Here is a 23,680-nt window from a genome sequence, read left to right as displayed (position 1 = left end):
CGTCACTCAGCCCAGCGGATGGAGGCGAGCCCGTAATTGACCTCTAGAGGATCGATCTGCACGCCGGTGATGCGCTTGTTGGCGACGACCGCGAGTTCCGACCAGGTGACCGGGATGCTTGGCAGCTCCTCCTGCAGGATCTCGACCGCCCGGCGCTGGAGGGGCGCACGCTCCTCGGGATCGGTAGTCACGGCAAGCTGCTCCACTACGGAATGGAGTTCGTCGTTGGACCAGCCCATCGCGCCCCAGTCGCTGCCGCCCGGGCCGTAGTCCTGGAGCAGGGTTCCGACCGGATCCGGCACGATGGAGTAGAGGCGGGAAATGAGGCCCATTTCCAGCGTCCCGTCCTGATGCCGGCTGGGGATCTCGGAGCTGTTGCCCACGGAGACCTTCACGTCGATTCCCACTTCCCTCAGCTGCGCCTGGAGCGCCGTGGCGATGGGCGGGAGCTCCGGCCAGCTGGAATAGGTCAGCAGCGTGACGCTGAAGCGTTCGCCGTCCTGCTCGAGAATACCATCGGCGCCGGGCGTCCAGCCTGCTTCGGTAAGCAACTGCCTGGCACGGTCGAGATCGCGCGTAAGCGGTTGCAGATCAGGCATGTGCCAGCCCGGCAGCGCGGGCGGAAAGAGCTGAGTGGCGGCAAGTTCCGCGTTGCGCAGGATGACCTTCGTGATCCCCGCCCGGTCAATGGCGTAGCTGAGTGCCTGTCTTTCCTCCGCATCGTCGAAGAAGGAAGAGCCCGCATTCACCTTCAGGATGCGCGTGCGGGGAATGGTGGCGATCCGCACGTCGAGCATGGGATTGCGCTTCAGACGGTCAACGGAGACGGGCAGCATCGAGAAAACGAGATCGGCCGCGCCGGCTTCGGCCATCAGGGCGCGCGTCTCGCCCTGGCCGACGGCAAGATAGCTCACGTCACCGATGCCGGGCGCGCCGCCCCACCACTTCCCCGAATCTTCCAACTCGAGCTTTAGCGGCGGCGTCAGGCTCTTCACCTTGTACGGGCCGGAGCCGATGATCTTCGCAACGCGGCCGGAATCGTCGAAGGACAAGGGAGCAAGAATGATCGTGCTGAAGTGGACGAGATAGGCGGGCAAGGCAGCGAACGGCTTTTCCAGCTGGATGACGACGTCCCTGCCGTCGCTTGCAATCTTGGAGATCGGGGCCTGGGTGAGAACGCCAACGCCCGCATGGGCCTGTTTCAAGCCTGCGGCGGCGGCTTCCGCCGTCACTGGCGTGCCATCATGGAAGATCGCGTTCGTGCGCATGGTGAAACGCCAGGTGAGGCCGTCATCGCTGACCGACCATGCTTCGGCCAGGGCCGGAACGAGTTTGCCGCTGGGATCTGCGCTGACCAGCGTCTCGGCCACTTGCAGGCGGCTGAACACATATCCTGTCTGCGCCGGGTCAATGCCACCGATCTCCCAAGGGCCGGCCACCTTGAGGACTTGAGCCTGAGCCTGGCCCGAATTTCCGACAGCCGAGAAGCCGATCACAAGGGCGGCGGCAAGCAAGCGTGCGATATGCATTACGGACTCCAAATGTATGTTATACAATTACGCGCCTTTCGCGTATCCCTCGGAAAAGGTCAACCCACCAGAGACGAAAAACACAACGGCGCGCTGGTCGAGGTTTCGCCGCAGGCGAGAGAGACCTGTCCCTTCGCTGCTATCGCGACGGCCGCGTTCCTCAGCCCGGGATCATCATACTCGGCCAAGCGACTGGTAACGTTTCGATTTTTGGGGGCCCGGTCCGGTTATCGTTCGAGTCGAACGCGTTAAAAGATGTCGGGCAACAACTGGTATCCGGTGTGGCTTTGAGTCATCAAAGGGATACCAGGACGCCTTTTGTTCCGATTCCTTTGATAAGCGTCACTTTGACCCTTGCACTACAACCCTTGAGAATATAGGGGTTTTCGCGGTCCGGAGTGTAGCGCAGCCCGGTAGCGCACTTGACTGGGGGTCAAGGGGTCGTCGGTTCGAATCCGGCCACTCCGACCAAATTCCCCGACAATCCCCATCAAAGCCAAAGCATCTCGCAGCCCCGAGGTACGGCGTCGTTTTCTATCTATGGAAACGACTTCTTAACCATGTCGCGCGCACTTTGCGGGTGCGCGGCTTGTTTCTCGTCGGCGCGTCTCAGGCAACACCCCTGCACCCAAGCCAACCATCGTGGATGGAAGTGGCGGAGACACGTAGGGCGGAGACGAAACCGGCACAGCGCTGCGGGAATCTTGGGGCGATCCCTTCATCCTGCCTGTACACAGCGCTTTGCCTCGGCCGCATTCAGGGCTGCTTGCTGCGGCCCGAATCTCCAAGCCCCAGCCGCTCCACCTCTTCGCGGCGCAAATGCAGGTCATAATCGAGCAGGAACTCGTCGAGTTGCGGCGGCGCCACCGTCGTGCCGGAGAGCATCGCATGCACCTGCCCGCGATGGTGGATCTCGTGCAGGAACAAATGCGCCAAAAGATCGGCGATGCGTTCGGGGATCATGCCATTCTCGCGCCGGTCCGTGACGACGCGGCGATCGGGATCGCTTTCCGACAGTCCGTCGCAGAAGGCGATCAGCCGCCAGTCGGCTGCCGCCTGCGCTTCGGCGAGCTTCGCCGGGTCGTCATAGCCGGCAAAATCGTCGTAAGCGGCGGCGCCTACGCGGCTTTCTTCCAGGAAACCCAGGTAGAGCAGGTCGACCGCCAGCATGTGGTTGAGCGTTTCCCTGATCGACGGGAAGAAACTCGTCCGCGCAGCTTCGAACTCGCCGGGCTGCAAGGCGAGGACGGCCCGGTAAAGACGGTCGTTGGACCAGCGATTGTTCCGCGCCATTTTTCGGTTGTGACTGACGAGATCCATTCCTGACCTCCCCAAATTTCACTGGCCTTCGTATCTCTGCACCGTCTGCTCGATGGCGCCGAAGATCGAATGGCCAGCGCGGTCCTTCATCTCAATACGCACGGTGTCGCCGAAGCGCATGAACGGCGTTGTCGCTGTCCCGCCGGCGATCGTTTCAATCATGCGGATTTCAGCGATGCAGGAATAGCCGGCGCCGCCTTCCGAAACCGGCCTGCCGGGGCCGCTGTCGAGCTTGTTGGAGACTGTGCCCGAGCCGATGATCGAGCCAGCGCCAAGCGCCCTGGTCTTTGCCGCGTGCGAAATAAGCTGCGGAAAATCGAAGGTCATGTCGACGCCGGCATTGGCGCGGCCGAACGGCTTGCCGTTGAGATCGACGCAGAGCGGCAAGCTCACCTTGCCGCCGTCCCAGGCGCCGCCCAGTTCGTCCGGCGTAACCGCCACCGGCGAAAAGGCGGAGGCCGGCTTGGACTGGTAGAAGCCGAAACCTTTCGCCAGTTCGGCCGGGATCAGCCCGCGCAGCGACACATCGTTGACCAGCATGACCAGCCGGATCGCCTCGCGCGCTTCGTCGACGCTCGCGCCCATTGGGACGTCGTCGACGATGACCGTGACCTCGCCCTCCATGTCGACGCCCCAGGCCTCGTCGGCCGCGACGATCGGATCGCGCGGCGCCAGAAAGGCGTCCGAGCCGCCCTGATAGATCAGCGGGTCCGTCCAGAAACTTTCAGGCATTTCCGCGCCGCGCGCCTTGCGCACAAGTTCGACGTGATTGACGTAGGCCGAGCCATCGGCCCATTGGTAGGCGCGCGGCAGAGGCGAGTGGGCGTCGTGCTCGTGGAAGCGGGAAGCGGGCACCGCGCCGGCCTCCAGCGATTCCGCCATCGCCGCCAGATGTGGCGAAATCCGTTGCCAATCGTCGAGAGCGGCCTGCAGCGTCGGCACAAGAAAGGACGCGTCGGTAAACCGCGTCAGGTCGCGCGAGACGACGACGAGTTTCCCGTCGCGAGTGCCATTCTTCAGCGTTGCAAGCTTCATGCAGTCCTCCCGTTACGCAGCTCTGGCTCCGCATGATCCTTCGAAAAAATCTTCAACTTTTCAGGGCCATGCGCGGAGCGTCCGCAAGAGCCACAACAAGGCCATCGCGGCCGATCGTCAAGGCTCCATCCCATGTTTTCCTGACAGCCTCGATCCAGTCGGCCTCACCGACCCCAGGATCGTCGGCCGGAATGAGATGGTTGAGCACCAGGCGGCCGACGTTGGCGGACGCGGCGATCCGCCCGGCATCGGCCGCCAGCGTGTGGCTCGCCATCAGATGTTCTTTCAGCCTGGCGCCATTGCCGGTGCGGGCTACCAGCCTGTCGACGCCCTCCTCCAGCATGGCCTCGTGGACCAGAATATCCGCGCCTTGAGCAAAGCCGGCCAATGGCGGGAAGTATGCGGTGTCGGCCGAGAAGACGACGCTCCTGCCGCTACAATCGAAGCGCAGGGCGAAGCAGTCGGTGACCGGCGGGTGATCGACGCGCAGGCTCGTTACGACCAGCCCGCCTTCCTCCAGCACGACGCCCTGGCCGAATTCCGCAACCGAAACCAGATCGCGAATATCCGGCCTGCCTTCATCGACAATGCGCGTGTCGATGTCGAATGCCATCGCCTGCAGAAAATTCCGCCAATAGTCCCGCGTACCGGCGGGCCCGAACACCCTGACCGAGGTCGCCAGCCCGGCGGTCCAGGCGGTGTGGATGAGCGGACCGAGCTCGAGGATGTGGTCGGAATGGAGATGCGTGACGAAGACCAGGTCGAGCGCCTTCAGGCCCACGCCCGTGTCGGTCAGCGCCCGCGTTACGCCGAGCCCGCAATCGACGACGATGTTCCGGCCGCCGATCTCGAGCAGCGACGAGGTCGGCCTGGGCCCGCCGGGCCTGATCGCCGGACCTCCCTTGGAGCCGAGCAGAACCAGGCGATCTCCCGCCGGATTGGCGCTCAAGACCACTCGCCTTCCGGCGTGCCGTTGAAGCGTTTTTTCAGGCCGGCCCAGCAGTCGATGTAGTCCTTCTGCAGCGTCTCCAGTTCGGCGGCGTAGCGCGTGACCATCTGGGGAAAGCGCGTCTCGAACATGAAGGCCATGGTGTTTTCGAGCTTTGCGGGTTTCAGTTCCGCCCGAGACGCCTTTTCGAACCCGGAAGCGTCGGGACCATGCGCCAGCATCAGATTGTGCAGGCTGATGCCGCCGGGGACAAAACCTTCCTCCTTGGCGTCGTACTGGCCGTGGATCAGGCCCATGAACTCGCTCATGATGTTGCGGTGATACCAGGGCGGGCGGAAGGTGTTTTCAGCCACCAGCCAGCGCGGCGGAAAGATCACGAAGTCGATATTGGCCGTGCCCTCCTCGCCGCTCGGCGCCGTCAGCACGGTGAAGATCGACGGGTCGGGATGGTCGAACAGGATCGCCCCGACCGGCGAATAGGTAGCAAGATCATATTTGTAAGGCGCGTAGTTGCCATGCCACGCCACCACGTCGAGCGGCGAGTGGTCGAGCTCCGTCACGTGGAATTTGCCGCACCATTTGACGATCAGCCGGCACCGCGTCTCCTTTTCCTCGAACCAGGCGGCCGGCGTCTTGAAGTCGCGCGGATTGGCGAGGCAGTTGGCGCCGATCGGACCGCGGTCGGGCAGCGTGAACTTCGCGCCGTAATTTTCGCAGATATAGCCGCGCACGGGTCCATCGATCAGCTCGGCCTTGAACACCAGCCCGCGCGGCAGCACGCAGATCTCGCCCGGCCGGATTTCCATCACGCCCATCTCGGTGACGAAGCGGACGCCGCCGACCTGCGGCACGACCAGCAATTCGCCGTCGGCGTTGAAGAAATGGTCGTCCACCATGTCGGCATTGGCGGTATAGAGATGCGCCGCCATCCCCGCCTGGCCGAGAGCGTCGCCGGCCGTGGTCATGGTTCGGACGCCGGAAACGAAATCCGTCAGCACGGTCGGCATTGCCACCGGTCCCCAGCGATACTGGCCGAGCCCCAGTTCGTGGTCGGGAAGGTATGGCGCGGTCTTCCAGTCGGAAAAATCGGTCCGCTTGAAGCGGCCGGTATGTTTTACGCTGGGCCGGATGCGGTACAGCCACGACCTTTCATTGGTTCCGCGCGGCGCGGTGAAGGGCGAGCCGGAAAGCTGCTCGGCATAAAGGCCGTAGGCGGGACGCTGCGGCGAATTTCGGCCCTGCGGCAGCGAGCCGGGAAGCGTCTCGGTTTCGAAATCATTGCCGAAGCCCGGCATATAGGAATAGCTCATGGCGCGCCTCCGTCGATTGACAGCAGATGGTTGCGTTTGTAACCATCAAAAATGTAACTATCAAGGACGCACCAAAACCACCCACTCCGGGGGCGGAACAGCATGGAAAACGAAATCCTCGCTCTCGAATCCTTTCTGCCTTACCGGCTCAACCGGCTTGCCGACGCGGTGAGCCGCGAATTCTCCAGGATTTATCGCGATCGCTACGGCCTGACCCGGCCGGAATGGAGGCTGCTCGCGACGCTCGGCCAGTATGGCACGATGACCGCAACCGCGGTCGGCGCGCATTCCGCCATGCACAAGACCAAGGTTTCGCGCGCCGTCGCGGCCCTGGAAAAGCGCAGATGGCTGACGCGATCGGCCGATGAAGGCGATCGGCGGGTGGAGCATCTCGCGCTGACGGCGGAGGGCCTGCGCACCTACAGGGAGATGGTGCCGATAGCGAAAGCGTTCGAGGCCAATCTACTGCGGAAGATGAACGCAGCGCAGAGGGACGCCGTTTCAATGGCGCTCGAAGCGCTCGAGGCAGATCGAACTGATGGGAAGCCGTCGACAGGATCATGAATCGCAAGCGCGGGCAGCCGACGCCGCAAAAAAGCCGTCTCGCGCTTCAATCCAGGCTTCGCGGATACTGGACCCGAGGCGGAATCCGGTGATGCACCAGCGCCAGCGCCAGCAGGCTGACGCAGCCCAGCAGAACCACGACGAACAGCGTCGAACCCTGATAGGGAGACGCGGTCGCGACCAGCGGAATGGCGCCGGCCGGCGGGTGCGTGACGCGCAGGATCAGCATCAGCGCAATCGACAGGCCAACCGCCACCGCGGCGGCCACCCAGAGCCCCGGAAACAGGATGGCGGCGCCGACGCCGATCAGGGAGGCGACGAGGTAGCCTGCGAAAATGTTTATCGGCTGCGCAAGCGGGCTTGCCGGTTGGCCGAACAGCAGAACCGCCGTCGCCCCGAGCGGCGCAATCAGCATGGGCAACCCGGTGAAGGAAGCGAGTGCGCCAACCAGCGACATGCCCGCGACGGCGCCGGAGCCGGATTTGAGGTGCAGGATGAGTTGTCCGCCCGGCTCATGCCTGGCGGTAAAGGTTCGAATGTGGCGGCGCATGCACGGATCCGGAGCGAAAGTCCGCCTCGTTAGCAATCGTCACGAGGCTTTTGCAACGCAAGGTTTTCCGAATTTTTGGCTAGGGTGGAATTTTCGACTAAACCAGTCCGAGAATGGGGCTGCCTCGCGGAATCGGACTGACCCTCACCAATCCATCACCACCTTGCCCGAATTGCCGCTGCGCATAGCGTCGAAGCCGGCCTGATAGTCATCGATGCCGATGCGGTGCGTAATAAGCCCGGTGACGTCGAGCGGGCCCTGCACCAGCGCGATCATCTTATACCAGGTCTCGAACATTTCGCGTCCATAAATGCCTTTCAGGATCAGCATCTTGAAGATGACCTTGTTCCAGTCGATCTCGAAGCCGGTCGGCGCAATACCGAGAATGGCGATCTTGCCGCCATTGTTCATCGTGTCGATCATGTCGCGAAAGGCGGCCGCCGAGCCGGACATTTCGAGGCCCACGTCGAACCCCTCGGTCATGCCCTCCTCGCGCATCACGTCGCGCAGCTTTTCCTTCGAGGCGTCGACGACATGATGGACGCCTAGCTTCCTCGCCAGTGCAAGACGCGCCGGGTTGATGTCGGTGATGACGACTTTTCGCGCGCCCACGCATTGCGCCACCAGCGCTCCCATAATGCCTATCGGCCCGGCGCCGGTGACCAGCACGTCCTCGCCGACCAGGTCGAATGACAACGCCGTGTGGACGGCGTTGCCCAGCGGATCGAAGATCGCAGCCACCTCGTCGGGAATATCGTCGGGGATCGGAACGACATTGTGTTGCGGAATGGCGAGATATTCGGCGAACGCGCCCGGCCGGTTGACGCCGACGCCGAGCGTGTTGCGGCAGAGGTGCCCCCTGCCCGCGCGGCAGTTGCGGCAATGGCCGCAAACGATGTGTCCTTCGCCTGAGACACGCTGGCCGATCTTGTATTCCGTCACCGCCTTGCCGAAATCGGCGACCTCGCCGACGAATTCATGGCCGGTGACCATCGGCACCGGCACCGTCTTCTGCGCCCACTGGTCCCAATTGTAGATGTGGACATCGGTACCGCAGATCGCGGTCTTCTTCACCTTGATCAGCACGTCGTTGGGGCCGATCTCCGGCACCGGCACCTGTTCCATCCAGATTCCCGGCTCGGCCTTTGCCTTCACCAGGGCGCGCATCATGTTGGACATACAAATTTTCTCCGAATCCTTGATCCAGAATTCTTTCGGCGTCAGGAAATGACGCCCAACTCTTTTCCAACCACTCCGAACGCCTCGATCGCCCGGTCTATGTCTTCGGGCGAATGCGCGGCCGACATCTGCGTCCTGATCCTCGCCTGACCCTTCGGCACGACGGGAAAGGAGAAGCCGATCACATAGATGCCGCGCTCCAGCATTTTTTCAGCCATCTGCTGCGCCAGCGTGGCTTCGCCGAGCATCACCGGTATGATCGGGTGATCGGCACCCGCCAGCGTGAAGCCGAGCTTCGCCATGCCGGCGCGGAAGCGCATCGCATTCTCATATAGGTGTTTCCGCAGCCCATCGCCCGTCTCGATCATGTCGAAAACCTTCAGCGAGGCACCGGCGATCGCCGGCATCAGCGTATTGGAAAAGAGATAGGGCCGGGAGCGCTGGCGCAGCCAGTCAACCACCTGCCGCTTGCCGCTGGTATATCCGCCCGACGCGCCGCCGAGTGCCTTGCCGAGCGTGCCGGTGATGATGTCGACGCGGCCCTCGACGCCGCAATGCTCGGCCGAGCCGCGGCCATTGGCGCCGACGAAACCCACCGCGTGGCTGTCGTCGACCATCACCATGGCATCGTATTTCTCGGCCAGGTCGCACACCCCCCGCAGATTGGCGATGATGCCGTCCATGGAAAAGACGCCGTCGGTGGCGATCAGCTTGAAGCGGCTGCCTTCGGCCTTCTTCAGCTCTTCCTCCAATGCCGCCATGTCGTTGTTGGCGTAACGGAAGCGTTTTGCCTTGGAGAGCCTGACGCCGTCGATGATCGAGGCATGGTTCAGCGCGTCGGAAATGACGGCGTCCTCTTCGCCGAGAAGCGTCTCGAACAGGCCGCCATTGGCGTCGAAGCACGAGCCGTAGAGTATCGTGTCCTCCATGCCGAGGAAGCCGGAGATCTTCGCTTCCAGCTGCTTGTGCTCTTCCTGCGTGCCGCAGATGAAGCGCACCGAGGCCATGCCGTAGCCATAACGGTCGAGCGCCGACTTCGCCGCCTCGCGCAGCTCCTCGCTGTCGGCGAGGCCGAGATAATTGTTGGCGCAGAAATTCAGCAACGCCTTGCCGCCGACCTCGATCTCGGCGGATTGCGGCGAAGTGATCACTCGCTCGGATTTGTAGAGGCCGGCCGCCTTCAGCCCGTCGAGCTCAGATGACAGATGGGAGAGAAACGCGCCGCTCATGAAAAACCGCCTTGTTGGAAGTCACGTCCGACATTCGCGCCACATATGGCAGAAAGCTATCGGAAATACGACCGCCGGCCATGCTGCAGGTGTTCGCGGCGCGCCGAGCAATGTCCGGCAGCAGCCGCTGCTGGCGGATATAGGTCAATCGGCTGGAGAAACGACCGGACGGCAGCTAGCATGAACGAATCCCGCGCTCCGGAGTCCGCCATGTCCGCTTCGACCTTTCCCGTATTCGACCTCGCCCGCTTCGAACGCGCGGCTTCGAAAGAGCGGCGCGCAATGGGAGCTAAGGTCGACGAAATCTGCCGCTCGACCGGTTTCCTGGCCATCGCCAATCACGGAGTGCCGCAGGCGGTGATCGACGGCGTCTGGCGCAAGGCGCGTGACTTCTTCGACCTGCCCGCCGAGGTCAAACAGCGGGCGAAGGCGCCTTACAAGGGCTATCCCTATGGCTATCTCGGGCCGGAACTCGAGGCGCTGGCCAGGTCTCGTGACGTGGACAGCCCGCCCGACCTCAAGGAAAGTTTTAACGGCGGGCCTGCCTCCGCGCCCGCCGGCATGACGGACAAGGACGCGCTCGCTTTCTGCTATGCGCCGACGATCTGGCCGGAAGCCCCGGAGGGCTTCGTCGAGGCCTGGAAGGCCTATTATGCCGCGCTCGAAGATCTCGCGGCGCGGATCATGCGCCTGTTTGCAGTCGCGCTGAAACTGCCGGAAGACCATTTCGTCGGCTTTATCGATACGCCGATCAGCGCGATGAGAGCGCTCAACTATCCCGAACAGACGGTCGCCCCTAAGCCCGGCCAACTGCGGGCCGGCGCGCATACCGATTATGGCAGCCTCACGATCCTTCTGCCGCAGGAGGGATCGAAAGGCCTCGAAATCGTTGCGCCGGACGGCGCCTGGACGCCCGTTCCGCCGGTGCCCGGCGCCTTCATCATCAACATCGGCGACCTGATGGCGCGCTGGACCAACGACCGCTGGGTGTCGACCATGCATCGGGTGGTCAATCCGTCGCCGCAGGATGGCGGCATGGCGCGCCGACAGTCGCTGGCGTTCTTCCACCAGCCCAACTGGGATGCCGAGATCGTCTGCCTCGAACAATGCCTCGCGCCCGGCGAATCGCCGAAATACAAGCCGGTTCTGTCCGGTCCCTATCTGATGAGCAAGTTCCAGGCGACGACCAAGTAGGGGAGCTCCGCGCTGTTACAAATGCGACCGGCGCCCGCGACGCTTCCCTGGCTTCATTTTACGGGGATTCCGTCTAGCCTCGTCTCAGGTCAAAACCGGGGACCATAAGCGTGACGATCGCCAGCATCACCCTCTACCGTCAGTGGCAGCCCTTTCGCGACGGCACCTATCGCTGTTCCGGCGGCCGCAGCGCCGAGGGCTTCGATTCGACCATCGTCGAGATCATGACTCGTGACGGCCATCGCGGCCATGGCGAGGTGGCGCCGCTCGGCAGCTTCTACGACCCCGCTTTCGCCGAGGGCGCGCGGGCGGCGATGCGCGAGCTTGCGCCGCAGCTTCTCGGCTGCGAGACAAGAGGCATCGAGGCGCTGAACCGCCGCATGGACCTGCTGCTCAAGGGCCATCCCTACGCGAAATCGGCCATCGACATGGCGCTGTGGGATCTCGCCGGCAGGCGAAGCGGCCTGTCGCTCGCGGCGATGGGCGGCGGCGCGGAAGGCGAGAGTATCGCGCTTTACCGCTCGATCGCCCAGCAATCGCCGGACGATATGGCGGCGCGGGCGCGAAAATATGCTGAGGAAGGTTATCGCCGGCTGCAGGTGAAAGTGGGGCTCGATGTAAACGAGGACATCGCTCGGCTTGAAGCGGCCCATGCGGCAGTCCCGACAGGCACCGTGCTGTTCTGCGACGCCAATGCGAGCTGGGGAACCGCAGAGACGCGGCGCTTCCTCATGGCGACGCGGCATCTCGACTATACGCTTGAGCAGCCCTGCGCGAGCTATGAGGAAAACCTCGCCATTCGCCGCGCCTGCGACCGGCCGCTGGTGCTCGACGAAACCATCGACGGCACGGACGTTCTGCTGCGCGCCATTGCTGACGGGCTTGCCGACGGCATCACAATAAAACTCGCCCGCGTCGGCGGGCTGACCAAATCAAAACTGCTGCGCGATATCGCCATCGCGCGCAACATCAAGGTTACGATCGAGGACACCGGCGGCGCAGAGATCGATACCGCAGCCTATTCCGGGCTGATGCTGTCGACGCCCGAGGCGCTCAGGCAGCACACGGTCGATTTCCACAATTGGGTGACCGTCTCGAACGCCCGGGCCGAGTTCAGCATCGCCGACGGCGCAATGACGCCGCCCGGCGGGCCGGGACTTGGCGTCGAGGTCGATACGGCGGCGCTGGGTGACCCGATCTTCGTCGCCAAGCTTTAGAACGCGGAGCGATTGCGACTCAGAAAAACGCCTGCAGTCCGGTCTGCGCACGGCCGAGGATCAGCGCATGCACGTCGTGCGTGCCCTCGTAGGTGTTGACCGTTTCCAGGTTCTGCGCGTGGCGCATGACGTGATAACCGATCTGAATGCCGTTGCCGCCATGCATGTCACGGGCCTGACGGGCGATGTCGAGCGCCTTGCCGCAATTGTTGCGCTTGACGATCGAGATCATCTCTGGAGCCATCTTGCCCTCGTCCATCAGCCGGCCCACGCGAAGCGACCCCTGCAGGCCGAGCGCGATTTCGGTTTGCATGTCGGCGAGCTTCTTCTGGAAAAGCTGCGTCTGCGCCAGCGGCCTGCCGAACTGTTTGCGGTCAAGGCCATATTGCCGCGCCCTGTGCCAGCAATCCTCGGCCGCGCCCATCGCGCCCCATGAGATGCCGTAGCGCGCGCGGTTGAGACAGCCGAACGGCCCTTTCAGGCCCGAGACGTTAGGCAGAAGCGCCTCCTCGCCGACTTCCACGCCGTCCATCACCACCTCACCGGTGATCGACGCCCGCAGCGAGAGCTTGCCGCCGATCTTCGGCGCCGAGAGCCCTTTTATGCCCTTTTCTAGGACAAAGCCGCGAATCTGGTTGTCGTGCGCGGCGGATTTGGCCCAGACGACGAAAACGTCGGCGATCGGCGAGTTGGAGATCCACATTTTCGAGCCGGAAATACGGTAGCCGTTCGCGGTCTTCTCAGCGCGCGTCTTCATGCCGCCCGGATCGGAGCCCGCATCCGGCTCTGTCAGGCCGAAACAGCCGATCCATTCGCCCGAGGCCAGTTTCGGCAGGTATTTTTTCCGCTGTTCTTCCGAGCCGTAGGCGTGGATCGGATACATCACCAGCGACGACTGCACGCTCATCATCGAGCGGTAGCCGGAATCGACGCGTTCGACCTCGCGCGCAACCAGCCCATAGGTCACGTAACCGGCGCCGATGCCGCCATATTCCTCCGGAATGGTGATGCCGAGCAGGCCCGCCTCGCCCATCTCGCGAAAGATCGACGGGTCCGTGACTTCGTTGAGATAGGCTTCCTCGACGCGGGGCGCGAGCTTGTCGGCGGCGAAGCTTGCGGCCGCGTCGCGGATCATCCGCTCTTCCTCGGAGAGCTGATCCTCGAGGAGGAATGGGTCGTTCCAGACGAAGGACGCGGCGGCCTTGGCCGTCCTGCTTTCAATGTTCATGATCATTTCCGAAATTTTTCTTGGGGTTCGACGGACAGTTTAATGGGTAATGTCCGGCAGTGAAATGCCTATTATCGAGGCACGCCGCCGCGAATCCGCCAAATCCTCCCTATTCCCGCAACGCATCGCTAACCAGCATCCGTGTTTGCAGCGAACGGCGACGCTGCTCCGGCTTGATTTGCCGACCTGTTAACCCTTTGCCGGACATGGTCCAATGACGTATCGGGGCATTGGGTTTCAGGGGCTATTTTCACATGTCGCAGCAGCCGGCAAACACCAGCGCTCGAAGGCTTATCCTGCACTTCAAGAGCGCCTACTGGATCGCGCTTCTGATCATCGCGGCGATGGCGATGGCCTCCTTCATGGTTCTGCAGCAGTTGATGGCCGCGCAGCAGCACGATCAGGCGCTACTGGCACTTACCGGCACCCAAAAAGCGCTTTCGCAACGCATCGTGTTCCTGGCCAACGCCGCCGAGACCGCGCCGCGCAACGAGCAGCCGGCGCTGGTCGGCCTACTGAAGGAGGCGACAAACGAGTTCGAGAAGAACTACGACCTGCTGCTCGCGCGCACCGGGGCCGATCCGCTGTCTCCGGCCCGTCACGACCCGCAGTCGGTTGAAGCCGTGCTGTTTGCCAAACCGCACCACCTCGATTTCTTCTCGGCGGGCCTGGCGGCGAATGGCTGGCGCTTCGTCGCCGCGCTCGAATCGCAGCTCGGCATCGGCACTTCCGGCGTCGACTACATGGCCGGCCGGGAGCGCGCGCGGCTCGACGAGACCGCCGCTCGCGCCACGCTAGACGGCTACGCAGCCCTTGGCGAGCGCATCGCCTTCAATGCCGACCAGCGCCTGGAAAGCCTGCTCGACCTCCACCGCACGCTGTTCTACACGACGATCGGCATCATCGTCATGGTCGCGCTCTTCATCTTCCGGCCGATGTCGGACGTCATCCTGCGGCGGACCCACGAACTGGTCGACGCGCGCAATTCCATGGCTTTCATCGCCATTCATGACGGCCTGACCGGCCTCTACAACCGCACCTTCCTGACCGATCATTTCGACACGCTGATAAAGGGCGCGCACCGGCGCCAGGAACGCCTCGCCGTCGTCCAGATCGACCTCGACCGGTTCAAGCAGATAAACGACACGCTCGGACACGCCGCAGGCGATTACGTGCTCGTGGTGACCGCCCAGCGCATGCGCGATTCCTGCCGCGCCTCCGACCTTTGCGTTCGGCTCGGCGGCGACGAATTCGTCATGATCCTGAACGGCGCCGGCGCCACCGAAGACATCAACATGGTCGCCAAGCGCATTCTCGAATGCATCAACGAGCCGATCAGCTTCCAGGGTGCGACCATCCACCCCGGCGCCAGCGCCGGCATCGCGGTCTATCCGGTCGACGCCGACAATGCGGCCGACCTGCTGGTGCATGCCGATCTCGCGCTCTATTCCGCCAAGAAGCTTGGCGGCGGCGCGTTCTCCTTCTTCTCGGAGGAGCTGCGTCGCGAGCTGGAGCACCGCAAGCAGCTCGAAGCCGACCTCAAGGCGGCGATCGCGCTGGAATCGTTCAGCGTCTACTACCAGCCGCAGGTTTCGATATCGAACGGCACGATCACCGGCGTCGAGGCGCTGGTGCGCTGGAAGCACCCCGAGCGCGGCATGGTCTCGCCGGGCGAGTTCATACCGGTAGCGGAAAAATCCGGCCTGATGGCCGAGATCGGCCGCATCATCGTGCGCAAGGCGATCAACGAGGCGGCCGAATGGCACCGCGCCGGCATCGGCTTCGGCCGTATAGCCATCAACGTCTCAGGCTCGGAGCTGCGCGAGAACGACTTCGACAGCTTCCTGTTCGAGACCCTGGAAAGAGCCGGGCTGCCGCCGGAAAAACTGTCGCTGGAAATCGTCGAATCCGTCATCCTGGATGACGAAAAGACCGGCATCGCCGCGAAACTGCGCCACATCCGCTCGGCCGGCGTGCATCTGGAGCTTGACGATTTCGGCACCGGCTACGCCTCGCTCAGCCACGTCAATCCCAACGAGATCGACCGCCTCAAGATAGACCGGCGCTTCGTCCAGAACATCAACTCAAACGGCGACAACTCCAAGATCGTGCGCGCCATCACCGAACTCGCGCGCGGGCTCGGCATCTCGATCATCGCCGAGGGCGCCGAGACCGAGGCCGAGCTCGATTCCCTCGTGTCGATCGGCTGCGACCAGGTCCAGGGCTACCACATCGCCTTCCCCATGCCAGACGACAAGGCGCGCGAATGGCTGATGTCGCGCGCGCCGAAAAGGCCCGTTCTGACGGTGCTGCAGGGGAGCCGGGCTTAGGGTTATTCTGGTAGGCCCGCCTTGATCATTCCTTCGCGCAGAAGTTCACGATCCTCTAGCCGTTCGAGCAGGGTATAGTTCTCCAGAAAGCGGTCGATCGAGAAATCCGGGTTGGACCGCAGGACAGCTTCCACCTCTTCCGCTGCCTCTCGAGCCTGCCCGAGCTGGCCGTAGCATGCCGCAAGCCGGTAGGACCATCCGCCGATATGCGGCGTGCGCCTGAAAGCCTGTGCAGCGTCAGAGAATCGGCGGAGCGAGTAAAGCGCCACCCCGAGTTGCACATGGTACCATGGCGGGTGGAACGGATTGAGCCGCATTGCCTTTTCGATCCACACCACACCTTCCGCCGAGCGCCCTCGGACCGCCAGAAGGAAACCCATGGATACCGCACAGTCGGCGTCGCTGGGGTTCAGATCGACGGCCCGCCTTGTATGATGTTCGGCAAGGTCATAGTCGCGAACATAGAGCAGAATGTGCCCCAGCGCGCGATGGCAGCGTCCGTCTTGCGGGTCCAGTTCGACCGCTCGCCTCGCCGTTGCGCATGATGTTTTCTTCACGTCGGCCGAAGCGGCAATGTAACCATGCAGGGCCAATCTGGCGAGCGCGAGATATGCATAGGCCAGAGCGTATCGCTCGTCCAAGGCAATGGCTTTTTCGAAGCAGTCGCAGGCCCGGCTGTTGTCGTCGTCGGCATAGCCCCTGAAATGGACGATGCCGCGCAGAAGAAGATCGTAGGCGGCGAGACTCGTCGGGGGCTTGCGTACGGATCGCTGATAATTCGCTTCCTCTATCCTTCCGACGAGGGTCGATACGATCATCGCGACGACTTCGTCCTGCACTTCGAAGATTTCGACTGCATCGCGATCGTAGCGGTCGGCCCAGACGTGAACGCCGCTCGCCGCATCGACAAGCTGCGCCGTGATGCGGATGCGCTCTCCAGCACGCCGGACACTTCCCTCCAGAAGATAGGACACGCCAAGCTGCCGGCCGATCTCAGTCAGCCCGACCGACTTGCCCCGGAACGCGAATGACGAATTGCGGGCGACGACGAAAAGCGAACGGAACCGTGCAAGTCCGGTGATGATGTCTTCAGTTATGCCGTCGCTGAAGAATGTATCGCCGCCCCCTCCGCTCAGATTGTCGAACGGCAAAACAGCGACGGACGGTTTCTCCGGCAGCGGCAGGCGGGGCGGTTCGGGTATGCCCGCTTCCGACCACTGCCAGACGCGTATCGGCCGGGCGATATTCTTCAGGCTTTGCTTGCCGGAATCCCGCCATATTAGGTCGAGCTTGCCGGCCACGTCTTCATGAACGCGGCCCGAAATTGCTATTCCTCCGGGTTCAGCCAACGCCTGAAGCCTTGCGGCGACATTGATGCCGTCTCCATAGACCTCGTTACTGTCGGCTACGATTTCGCCCTGGTTGACGCCGATCCGGAACTCCAAACGGCGCGATACAGCGATTTCGGCGTTGCGCGCGGCTAGCAGCTTCTGGATTGCGACTGCGGCGCGGACCGCGCCCAACACGCTGCCGAATTCGGCCAGCATGCCATCTCCAGCAACGTTGATGACACGTCCACCATTTTCCCGGATCACCGGAAGCACGGCAGCCTGATGGTCCTGCAGAGCGCGGACGGTACCCTCCTCGTCCTCTCCCATCAAACGGCTGTAACCAGCAATGTCAGCAGAGAGAATGGCGGCCAAGCGTCGATCCATCGCTTCACCTCATTCAACGGGAACGGCGCAATACTACAGCCTCTCGAGGCGGCGGCCTAGGGCGGGCTGCAAGTAAGGAGGATGGCTGAAGTAGCGGCGCTCGGAGGCTCAGCGAACCGATTGCTCTCGCCGATTAATCCACGGCGATCACATCCGCATCCGCGATGGCATATCGGGCGTAGCGAAAGTCGCGAATGTTCAGGATCTCGCCACCCGACCATTGCAGCAGGATAAAGTAGCTCGGCGCGCCGGAAGGGTCGGCGTCGTCGAACACCAGCACCGCGGGACGCCTCTCGACAAAACCCGCAGCGAGACGCCAGCCGGCGATTCGCGCGTAATTGCCGAAATAGTTAGCCACCTCGCGCCGGCCGTTCATCCGGCTCTGGTTGACGAGTTCGAGCCGGACCTCGTCGGCCAGCAGGTCGCGCAGCGCATCGAAGTCGCGCGCATTGAAGCGGTCGACATAAAGCGCAAGGCACCTGCGCTCGCGCTCCTCCAGCACAGGCGGCGCAAGGTCGTCAGGCTCGCCGGCCAGTTCGCGCAGCCGCATGCGGCCGCGATGCAGGGACGCCTTGACCGACGGCATGGTCAGGCCGGTAACGCTGCCGATTTCCTGCAGCGAATAGCCGAGAACGTCCATCAGGATGACGCTGCTGCGCTGCGCCACCGACAGGCGCATGAAGGTGCGCAGGCTTGCCGCGGCGGCCTGGCGATCGTCCACGGCGGATACAGGATCGGCGATCATTTCCGTTTCCTCGTCGGTTTGGACGGCGTCTCGCCGGGCGCGGCGGCGCAGGAAATCGAGCGCCGCATTGTGCGCGATGCGAAACAGCCAGCCCTCCGGCCGGGCGATTGGTCCCGCCTTGGGCAGGGCTTCCATGGCCCGCAGCAGCGCCTCCTGCAAAATGTCCTCGCCGTCGATGACGGAGCCGGTCATGCGCGCGCAATAGCGGTGCAGCTTTGGCCGCAATTCGCGAAACAGCCGGGCAAAAGCCTCGCTTCCCTCCGGCTGGTCGGCCCGCGGCGCGTTGGCGGGACTCTCGTTCACGCGCCGAGCATCCGATAGTCGCCGACTATGGTCGCCTCGTTCGCCTGCGGCTGCTCCATCACACGCTCCTTGAGATCGGCCTGGAATTTTCGAAATGCATCCAGTTTGGGGAGAGGACTGTCGCCGCCGTCGCTCTCCACCAGATGCACGAAAGAACCGTCAGCGAGCTTCAGGGCCATATAGCGGATGCCTTCCGGCGCTTGAGCGTGAAGCTCCTTGAACACATCCTTTATCAGGCGCTCGTTCTCCGCGATGCTTTCCGGCTTGGTCCGATATCGTACCAAAGTTCGTTTCATGGCAAGTTGCTCCATTTGTGTGTCTTGCCAAAAAGACGTCCGGGACATGCGAAAGGATTCGCTCGGGACCGAAAAATTCGGTCAAGCGAGACCTTCCAATCGCTATCCTGTGTCGGGTGCTGTCCGCTATGTGCCGTGCTCTACCGCTTTCGAGCCCCGCCGCCGGGCCGTGCGCCTTCGACGATGTTGAGATTGCGCACCGTCAGATCATCGACCTCCAGTGATCGTATCCGCGCCTTGCGGATTGAAAGACGGCCGATTGCCATAGCCCCGAAGGCGAGCGCGCCGACCGCTACCGCGCCTACGGCCATTGCCTGGAGCGCGGCCGATCTCGATTGCGCGACCTGCGATGGACGGATGCGGGTAAGCATGTTCAACGCTCCCGTGGTTTTTTTCGAATTTGGCCAACGCGCGCCGAGACTGGATGTTCCTGACATGCTGGCATCGCAATTCCGCTGCCACGATCGGATTTGCCCACGAGGCGGGCCATGCTACCGCTAGAGGCGAACGGAAAAGAAGCCGTCTTCAAGAGGAACAATCATGCCGAAGCTGAATGCCCATTTCGTCGTCCTCGCCGCCTCGATCCTTCTTGCGCCGGCCGCGCAATCCGCGGAACGGATGGTCGACTTCACTGTCGACGGGCAAAAGGTGATCGGCACTCTGGCGTTGCCTGACGGCGTCACAGCGCCGCCGGCCGTCCTCCTTCTGCACGGCTTTACCGGCAGCCGCGACGAGTTGGAGATCCCTTCCGAGAAGGAGGGCATTTTCGAGCGCGCCGCCCGCATGTGGGCGGACAAAGGCATCGCAAGCCTCCGTATAGACTTCCGCGGCAGCGGCGAGAGCGAAGGCAAGTTCGAGGACACCACGCTCGACGGGCAGATAAAGGACGCGCTGGCAGCGCTCGATTTTCTTGCAGCCGGCGGCGAAGTCGATAAGGACAGGATCGCACTGGTCGGCTGGAGCATGGGCGGCGCGGTTGCGTCTGCAGTCGCCGGCCGTACCGAACACGAGCTTACCTCGGTCTCGCTCTGGGCGCCGGGCACCAATATGGCCGGTTCGATGGCCTTCGTACTAGGCCATGAGACCGTCAAACAGGGCCTCGCCAGCGGCGGCCAGCCGGTGAGCGCGAAGCTGCCCTGGGGCGCCGAGGTCTCGCTCAAGACCGGCTTCTTCGATAGCCTCTATGCGATCGACCCCGTGGCGGAGATCACCCGATATGACGGGCCGCTTCTGGTCGCGGTCGGCACCAAGGACGACGTCGTCTTCCCGCAACCGGCGGCAGGCCAAGTGCTGCTCGATTACCATGACGGCCCGGAAGAACTGTGGGTCCGCCCGATGGACCACGTCTTCAACGCCTTCCAGGACGCCAAGACGGTCGACGAACTGATCGTCAAGACCGGCGACTTCATCGCGGAGAATCTACCGCAATAGATCGCTCTGGCCGCTGAGGAGCTAGATTCGTATCCCGAATCTGATCCCGTCATAGACCGCCGCGTGTATGTTGCGCGCTGCAACCGCGTCGCCGATGCGAAGCAGCGTGAAGCCGGCATCGAGGCTTTTCAGCGGGAAAATCTCGCCGCCCTCGACCAGCTTCTCGTAGTCGACCGCGCCGCCGTTCCTCGAAAGCGGCTTCAGCGCGAGATAGAGGTCGTCGAGCGGCAGCGTGCCGTGCTCCACCACCACTTGGTCGACGCGGCGCTCATCCCGCCAGCCTTTGGCGAAATCCGAGGAAAGCGTCGCAACCAGTTGATTTCCTTCGCGCCGTACCGCATGAAGCCGGGTGTTGATGGTGATGGTCACGCCCTTCTCGTGGAAGGCGCCCATATAGGGCACGTGGTTCATGCCGCCCATTTCCGGCGCGAAGAACCGCTCCGGCGAAACGAGTTCGAGCTTCGAGCCGGCATTGGCGATCAGTTCGGCCGCGGTCATGCCCTGATGGCCGCCATTGTCGTCGTAGAGAAGCACGTTTTCGGCCGGCTTCACGCTGCCCGCGACGATGTCCCAGCTCGAGGTGACGAGGTCGTCGCCCGTTTCCAGCGGCGGGTTCTGCGGCAGGCCGCCGGTGGCGACGATCACCACATCGGGTTTAAGCGCCAGCACGTCGTCCTTTTCCGCCCATGTGTCGTAGCGGATTTCGACTCCGAGCCTCTCCAGTTCGGATAGCCGCCAGTCGACGATGCCTATCAGTTCCCGTCGGCGCATGTTCTGCGCCGCGAGCCTGACTTGGCCACCCGCCTGCCCCGACGCCTCCAGCACCGTCACCGAATGGCCGCGCTCGGCCGCCACCCTGGCCGCCTCGAGCCCCGCCGGGCCTGCCCCCACCACCACGACTTTTTTCAGCGGACCGTCCGCTCGGGAAATAACATGCGGAATAGTCGCCTCGCGGCCGGTCGCGGCGTTGTGGATGCACAGCGCTTCGCCGCCCTCATAGATGCGGTCGAGGCAGTAGGTGGCGCCGACGCATGGGCGGATTTCGTGTTCGCGGCCTTCCATGACCTTGCGGACGATGTGCGGGTCGGCGAGATGCGCGCGGGTCATGCCGACCATGTCGAGTTTTCCGCCCGCGATGGCGTGCCGCGCCGTCGCGATGTCGGCGATGCGGGCAGCATGGAAGGTCGGAAATTTCGTCGCCGCCCTCACCTCGCCGGCAAAATCGAGATGCGGCGATGAGCGCATGCCGGTTATCGGGATGACATTGGTCAGTGCGGCGTCCGTCTGGATCGAGCCACGGATGATATTCAGGAAATCGAATTTTCCGGACGCCGCCAGCCGCCGGGCGATCTCGACGCCCTCGTCCTTCGACAGGCCCTTTTCGAAATCCTCGTCCGCCACCATCCGGATGCCGACGATGAACTCATCGCCGACCGCCTTGCGCACCGCATCGATGACCCGCCAGGTGAAGCGCAGCCGGTTGTCGAGCGATCCGCCATATTCGTCGTCGCGAAAATTCGTGGCCGGCGACCAGAACCCGTCCATCAGATGGCCGTAGGCCTCGAACTCCAGGCCGTCGAGGCCTGCCGCCTGCATCCTCTGCGCGGCCGACGCATAGTCGGCGACGATGCGGTCCAGATCCCAATCCTCGGCGATCTTCGGAAACGAGCGGTGCGCCGGTTCGCGCACCGGCGAAGCCGAGAGCACCGGCAGCCAGTCGGCCCTGTTCCAGCCTGTGCGGCGGCCGAGATGGGTGAGCTGGATCATCACCTTGCAGTCGTGCTCATGGCAGGAATCGGCGAGCTCGCGCATCCAGGGCACGATCTCGTCGCGATAAGCCTGGAGATTGCCGAAGGCCGCCGGACTGTCTCTGCTCACGATCGCCGAGCCCGCCGTCATGGTCAGCGCCATGCCGCCCTTGGCCTTTTCGGCATGGTAGAGCCGGTAGCGTTCCTTCGGCATGCCGTCTTCGGAATAGGCCGGCTCGTGCGCTGTCGACATGACGCGGTTCTTGAGCGTCAGGTGTTTCAGCTGATAGGGCTGAAGAAGCGGATCGTTGCTCATCATGGTCTTTTGTTCCGACACAATATGCTTATAAGCGCCCGCTAAAGCATGATCCCGCAGACTTTCCGGACGAGATCATGCGGCCAATCAACAAGTCTCATTCCGGTTGCATAGGAATGAGAGGAGCAGAAGATGACCGAAACCGACAGCCTTACCCAACTCGGCGCGCGTGTGGAAACGCCTGCCTCGCCGGAAACCGCCACCCTGGAGACCGTGCCGTATACGCGCGGCGACGGTCCGCCGGCGATCGTGCGCTTCACCTGCCCGGAATTCACCTCGCTCTGCCCGGTGACCGGCCAGCCCGATTTCGCGCATATCGTCGTCGATTACGCACCCGACGCCGCGCTCGTGGAATCGAAGTCGCTGAAGCTTTTTCTGACCTCGTTCCGCAATCACGGCGCGTTTCACGAGGATTGCACTGTCATGATCGGCCGGCGCATCATCGAGGCGACCAAGCCGCTGTGGCTGCGCATCGCCGGCTATTGGTATCCGCGCGGCGGCATTCCGATCGACGTGTTCTGGCAGACCGGCGCCCCGCCGGAAGGCGCCTGGCTGCCGGATACCGGCGTCGCGCCCTATCGCGGGCGGGGTTAAGCGGTGCGCCACGCTGCCCGTCATTTCGGATCTACCCCGTTCCGGCAGAGATTTTTCTCGAGGAAGGGAACAACCGCATTGCGGTATTTGCCCGCATCATAGCGCTGGAGATCGACATGCCCGGCGCCCTCGAACCACACCAACTCCGCACGCAGGTGCGAAGCCTGCTTCAGCGCGTGCGTCTGGCTCGGATCGATGAAGGGATCGGACGCGCCTGCAAGTAGCAGTGCCGGTCCGCCGATCCCGCCCATATGGTCGATTGGCCTGACATCCGCCGCGCCGTAGCCAAGTCTCAGCGGCATTTGCGAAAGGAGCAGCCATGCCTGCAGCTTGCGGGCGAAGGGGATTGGCGACCGTAAGGCGGTTGTTTCGATAAGCGTCGCGTAGAGCTGTTCCAGAACGTAGGCGTCCGCTGGCTCTTTGTCGGCGGCAAAGACTAAGGCGGCCGCGCCAAGGGATGATCCGACGGCGCCGATCCGCTGCCCGTCAAAGCGGCCCTTCGCAAAAGTAAGGATGCGGTGCACATCTTCAGCCTCTGCATAGCCAAAGCCGCGCATGGTCCCGGCGCTTTCGCCGTGGCCGGAGAGATCGAAAAGCGCGACCGAATAGCCGAAGGCAAAAAGCAGCTTTGCGCGCGCGACCATGTCGGCCTTGCTCGCACCTCGTCCATGGAGAAGCACGACAACAGCGCAGCTGCCGGGGCGCTCGGCCACCCATCCGGAAAGTTCAGGACGCGCCAGGTCGGCGAGGGCAACCGTTTCGAGGGGAAAATCAGCCGGCGGCCTGAGAACCGCCCGCGGCACACGCGCAATCGCCTCGGAACCAACCGACCATAGTCCCGCGCCAAGCAGCGTCAGGGGCACCAGCACTGCAAGGGGAGAGGCTCTAAGCATCTGCG

21 protein-coding genes and 1 tRNA gene are annotated in these 23,680 nt (G+C 63.2%); 7 read left to right on the top strand and 15 right to left on the bottom strand.

Translation table 11 applies throughout. The annotated features are described in order from the left end of the window. Window positions 1–2: 2 nt before the first annotated feature. Window positions 3–1,514, bottom strand: a complete 1,512-nt coding sequence (locus ABVK50_RS09055) for an ABC transporter substrate-binding protein (protein ID WP_353641875.1) — start codon at window positions 1,512–1,514, stop codon at window positions 3–5. Between the two features lie 409 nt (window positions 1,515–1,923). Here ABVK50_RS09055 and ABVK50_RS09050 point away from each other — a divergent pair. Further along, window positions 1,924–2,000, top strand: a tRNA-Pro gene (locus ABVK50_RS09050). A 285-nt stretch (window positions 2,001–2,285) separates the two neighbouring features. Here ABVK50_RS09050 and ABVK50_RS09045 read toward each other — a convergent pair. Genes ABVK50_RS09045 through hmgA form a run of 4 tightly spaced genes read right to left on the bottom strand, consistent with a single transcriptional unit; the run spans window position 2,286 to window position 6,143 of the window. Then, window positions 2,286–2,849: a DinB family protein gene (locus ABVK50_RS09045; RefSeq protein ID WP_353641876.1), complete on the bottom strand. Its 564-nt coding sequence runs from the start codon at window positions 2,847–2,849 to the stop codon at window positions 2,286–2,288. Between the two features lie 18 nt (window positions 2,850–2,867). Beyond that, on the bottom strand, window positions 2,868–3,884 hold the full coding sequence (locus ABVK50_RS09040; RefSeq protein WP_353641877.1) for a fumarylacetoacetate hydrolase family protein: 1,017 nt from the start codon (window positions 3,882–3,884) through the stop codon (window positions 2,868–2,870). 52 nt (window positions 3,885–3,936) lie between these two features. Then, window positions 3,937–4,833, bottom strand: coding sequence for an MBL fold metallo-hydrolase (locus ABVK50_RS09035; RefSeq protein ID WP_353641878.1), 897 nt, complete (start codon window positions 4,831–4,833; stop codon window positions 3,937–3,939). After that, the gene (hmgA, locus tag ABVK50_RS09030) at window positions 4,830–6,143 is read right to left on the bottom strand and encodes a homogentisate 1,2-dioxygenase (protein ID WP_353641879.1); all 1,314 of its coding nucleotides are present in this window, start codon (window positions 6,141–6,143) and stop codon (window positions 4,830–4,832) included. Before hmgA ends, ABVK50_RS09035 begins: the two co-directional genes overlap by 4 nt. 102 nt (window positions 6,144–6,245) lie before the next feature. Between hmgA and ABVK50_RS09025 the strand changes: the two genes are divergently transcribed. Next, a complete protein-coding gene (locus tag ABVK50_RS09025; protein WP_353641880.1) occupies window positions 6,246–6,707 on the top strand; it encodes a MarR family transcriptional regulator in 462 nt (153 codons plus the stop codon). A gap of 46 nt (window positions 6,708–6,753) precedes the next feature. On the opposite strand, the gene ABVK50_RS09020 is transcribed toward ABVK50_RS09025, so the two are convergent. From ABVK50_RS09020 to ABVK50_RS09010, 3 genes are all read right to left on the bottom strand, one after another. Continuing rightward, complete coding sequence (locus tag ABVK50_RS09020; protein ID WP_353641881.1) at window positions 6,754–7,257, bottom strand: HPP family protein; 504 nt, start codon at window positions 7,255–7,257, stop codon at window positions 6,754–6,756. A gap of 144 nt (window positions 7,258–7,401) precedes the next feature. Then, window positions 7,402–8,436, bottom strand: coding sequence for an L-threonine 3-dehydrogenase (gene tdh / locus ABVK50_RS09015; RefSeq protein ID WP_353641882.1), 1,035 nt, complete (start codon window positions 8,434–8,436; stop codon window positions 7,402–7,404). Window positions 8,437–8,477: 41 nt separating this feature from the next. Next, window positions 8,478–9,665: a glycine C-acetyltransferase gene (locus ABVK50_RS09010; protein WP_353641883.1), complete on the bottom strand. Its 1,188-nt coding sequence runs from the start codon at window positions 9,663–9,665 to the stop codon at window positions 8,478–8,480. Window positions 9,666–9,875: 210 nt separating this feature from the next. Here ABVK50_RS09010 and ABVK50_RS09005 point away from each other — a divergent pair, with 210 nt between their 5' ends. Together ABVK50_RS09005 and ABVK50_RS09000 are read left to right on the top strand one after the other, a co-directional pair. Beyond that, the gene (locus ABVK50_RS09005; protein WP_353641884.1) at window positions 9,876–10,859 is read left to right on the top strand and encodes a 2-oxoglutarate and iron-dependent oxygenase domain-containing protein; all 984 of its coding nucleotides are present in this window, start codon (window positions 9,876–9,878) and stop codon (window positions 10,857–10,859) included. Between the two features lie 110 nt (window positions 10,860–10,969). Then, entirely contained in the window at window positions 10,970–12,076 is a 1,107-nt protein-coding gene (locus tag ABVK50_RS09000) for a mandelate racemase/muconate lactonizing enzyme family protein (protein WP_353641885.1), read from the top strand. Between the two features lie 19 nt (window positions 12,077–12,095). On the opposite strand, the gene ABVK50_RS08995 is transcribed toward ABVK50_RS09000, so the two are convergent. Further along, window positions 12,096–13,310, bottom strand: a complete 1,215-nt coding sequence (locus ABVK50_RS08995) for an acyl-CoA dehydrogenase (RefSeq protein WP_353641886.1) — start codon at window positions 13,308–13,310, stop codon at window positions 12,096–12,098. A gap of 248 nt (window positions 13,311–13,558) precedes the next feature. Here ABVK50_RS08995 and ABVK50_RS08990 point away from each other — a divergent pair, with 248 nt between their 5' ends. After that, complete coding sequence (locus tag ABVK50_RS08990; protein ID WP_353641887.1) at window positions 13,559–15,634, top strand: EAL domain-containing protein; 2,076 nt, start codon at window positions 13,559–13,561, stop codon at window positions 15,632–15,634. A gap of 2 nt (window positions 15,635–15,636) precedes the next feature. Here the strand turns inward: ABVK50_RS08990 and ABVK50_RS08985 are convergent, their stop codons facing one another. From ABVK50_RS08985 to ABVK50_RS08970, 4 genes are all read right to left on the bottom strand, one after another. After that, window positions 15,637–17,349, bottom strand: a complete 1,713-nt coding sequence (locus ABVK50_RS08985; RefSeq protein WP_353641888.1) for an adenylate/guanylate cyclase domain-containing protein — start codon at window positions 17,347–17,349, stop codon at window positions 15,637–15,639. A gap of 133 nt (window positions 17,350–17,482) precedes the next feature. Further along, a complete protein-coding gene (locus tag ABVK50_RS08980; RefSeq protein ID WP_353641889.1) occupies window positions 17,483–18,397 on the bottom strand; it encodes a sigma-70 family RNA polymerase sigma factor in 915 nt (304 codons plus the stop codon). Then, window positions 18,394–18,693, bottom strand: a complete 300-nt coding sequence (locus tag ABVK50_RS08975; protein WP_353641890.1) for a hypothetical protein — start codon at window positions 18,691–18,693, stop codon at window positions 18,394–18,396. Before ABVK50_RS08975 ends, ABVK50_RS08980 begins: the two co-directional genes overlap by 4 nt. 140 nt (window positions 18,694–18,833) lie before the next feature. Beyond that, window positions 18,834–19,064, bottom strand: a complete 231-nt coding sequence (locus tag ABVK50_RS08970; protein WP_353641891.1) for a hypothetical protein — start codon at window positions 19,062–19,064, stop codon at window positions 18,834–18,836. Between the two features lie 169 nt (window positions 19,065–19,233). Between ABVK50_RS08970 and ABVK50_RS08965 the strand changes: the two genes are divergently transcribed. Next, window positions 19,234–20,124 carry an alpha/beta hydrolase gene (locus ABVK50_RS08965; protein WP_353641892.1) on the top strand — a complete coding sequence of 297 codons (891 nt, stop codon included), beginning with the start codon at window positions 19,234–19,236 and terminating at the stop codon, window positions 20,122–20,124. A 21-nt stretch (window positions 20,125–20,145) separates the two neighbouring features. Here ABVK50_RS08965 and ABVK50_RS08960 read toward each other — a convergent pair whose 3' ends face one another. Further along, complete coding sequence (locus tag ABVK50_RS08960; protein WP_353641893.1) at window positions 20,146–22,191, bottom strand: NADH:flavin oxidoreductase; 2,046 nt, start codon at window positions 22,189–22,191, stop codon at window positions 20,146–20,148. Window positions 22,192–22,320: 129 nt separating this feature from the next. Here ABVK50_RS08960 and queF point away from each other — a divergent pair, with 129 nt between their 5' ends. Further along, window positions 22,321–22,782, top strand: a complete 462-nt coding sequence (gene queF, locus ABVK50_RS08955) for a preQ(1) synthase (RefSeq protein ID WP_353641894.1) — start codon at window positions 22,321–22,323, stop codon at window positions 22,780–22,782. A 20-nt stretch (window positions 22,783–22,802) separates the two neighbouring features. Here the strand turns inward: queF and ABVK50_RS08950 are convergent, their stop codons facing one another. Next, on the bottom strand, window positions 22,803–23,675 hold the full coding sequence (locus ABVK50_RS08950; RefSeq protein ID WP_353641895.1) for an alpha/beta fold hydrolase: 873 nt from the start codon (window positions 23,673–23,675) through the stop codon (window positions 22,803–22,805). Window positions 23,676–23,680 lie beyond the last annotated feature (5 nt).

The organism is Mesorhizobium sp. WSM2240, assembly GCF_040438645.1.
Lineage (GTDB): Bacteria > Pseudomonadota > Alphaproteobacteria > Rhizobiales > Rhizobiaceae > Allomesorhizobium.
Note: the sequence above shows the minus strand (reverse complement) of the source record. Positions and strands in the feature narration are given on the sequence as shown.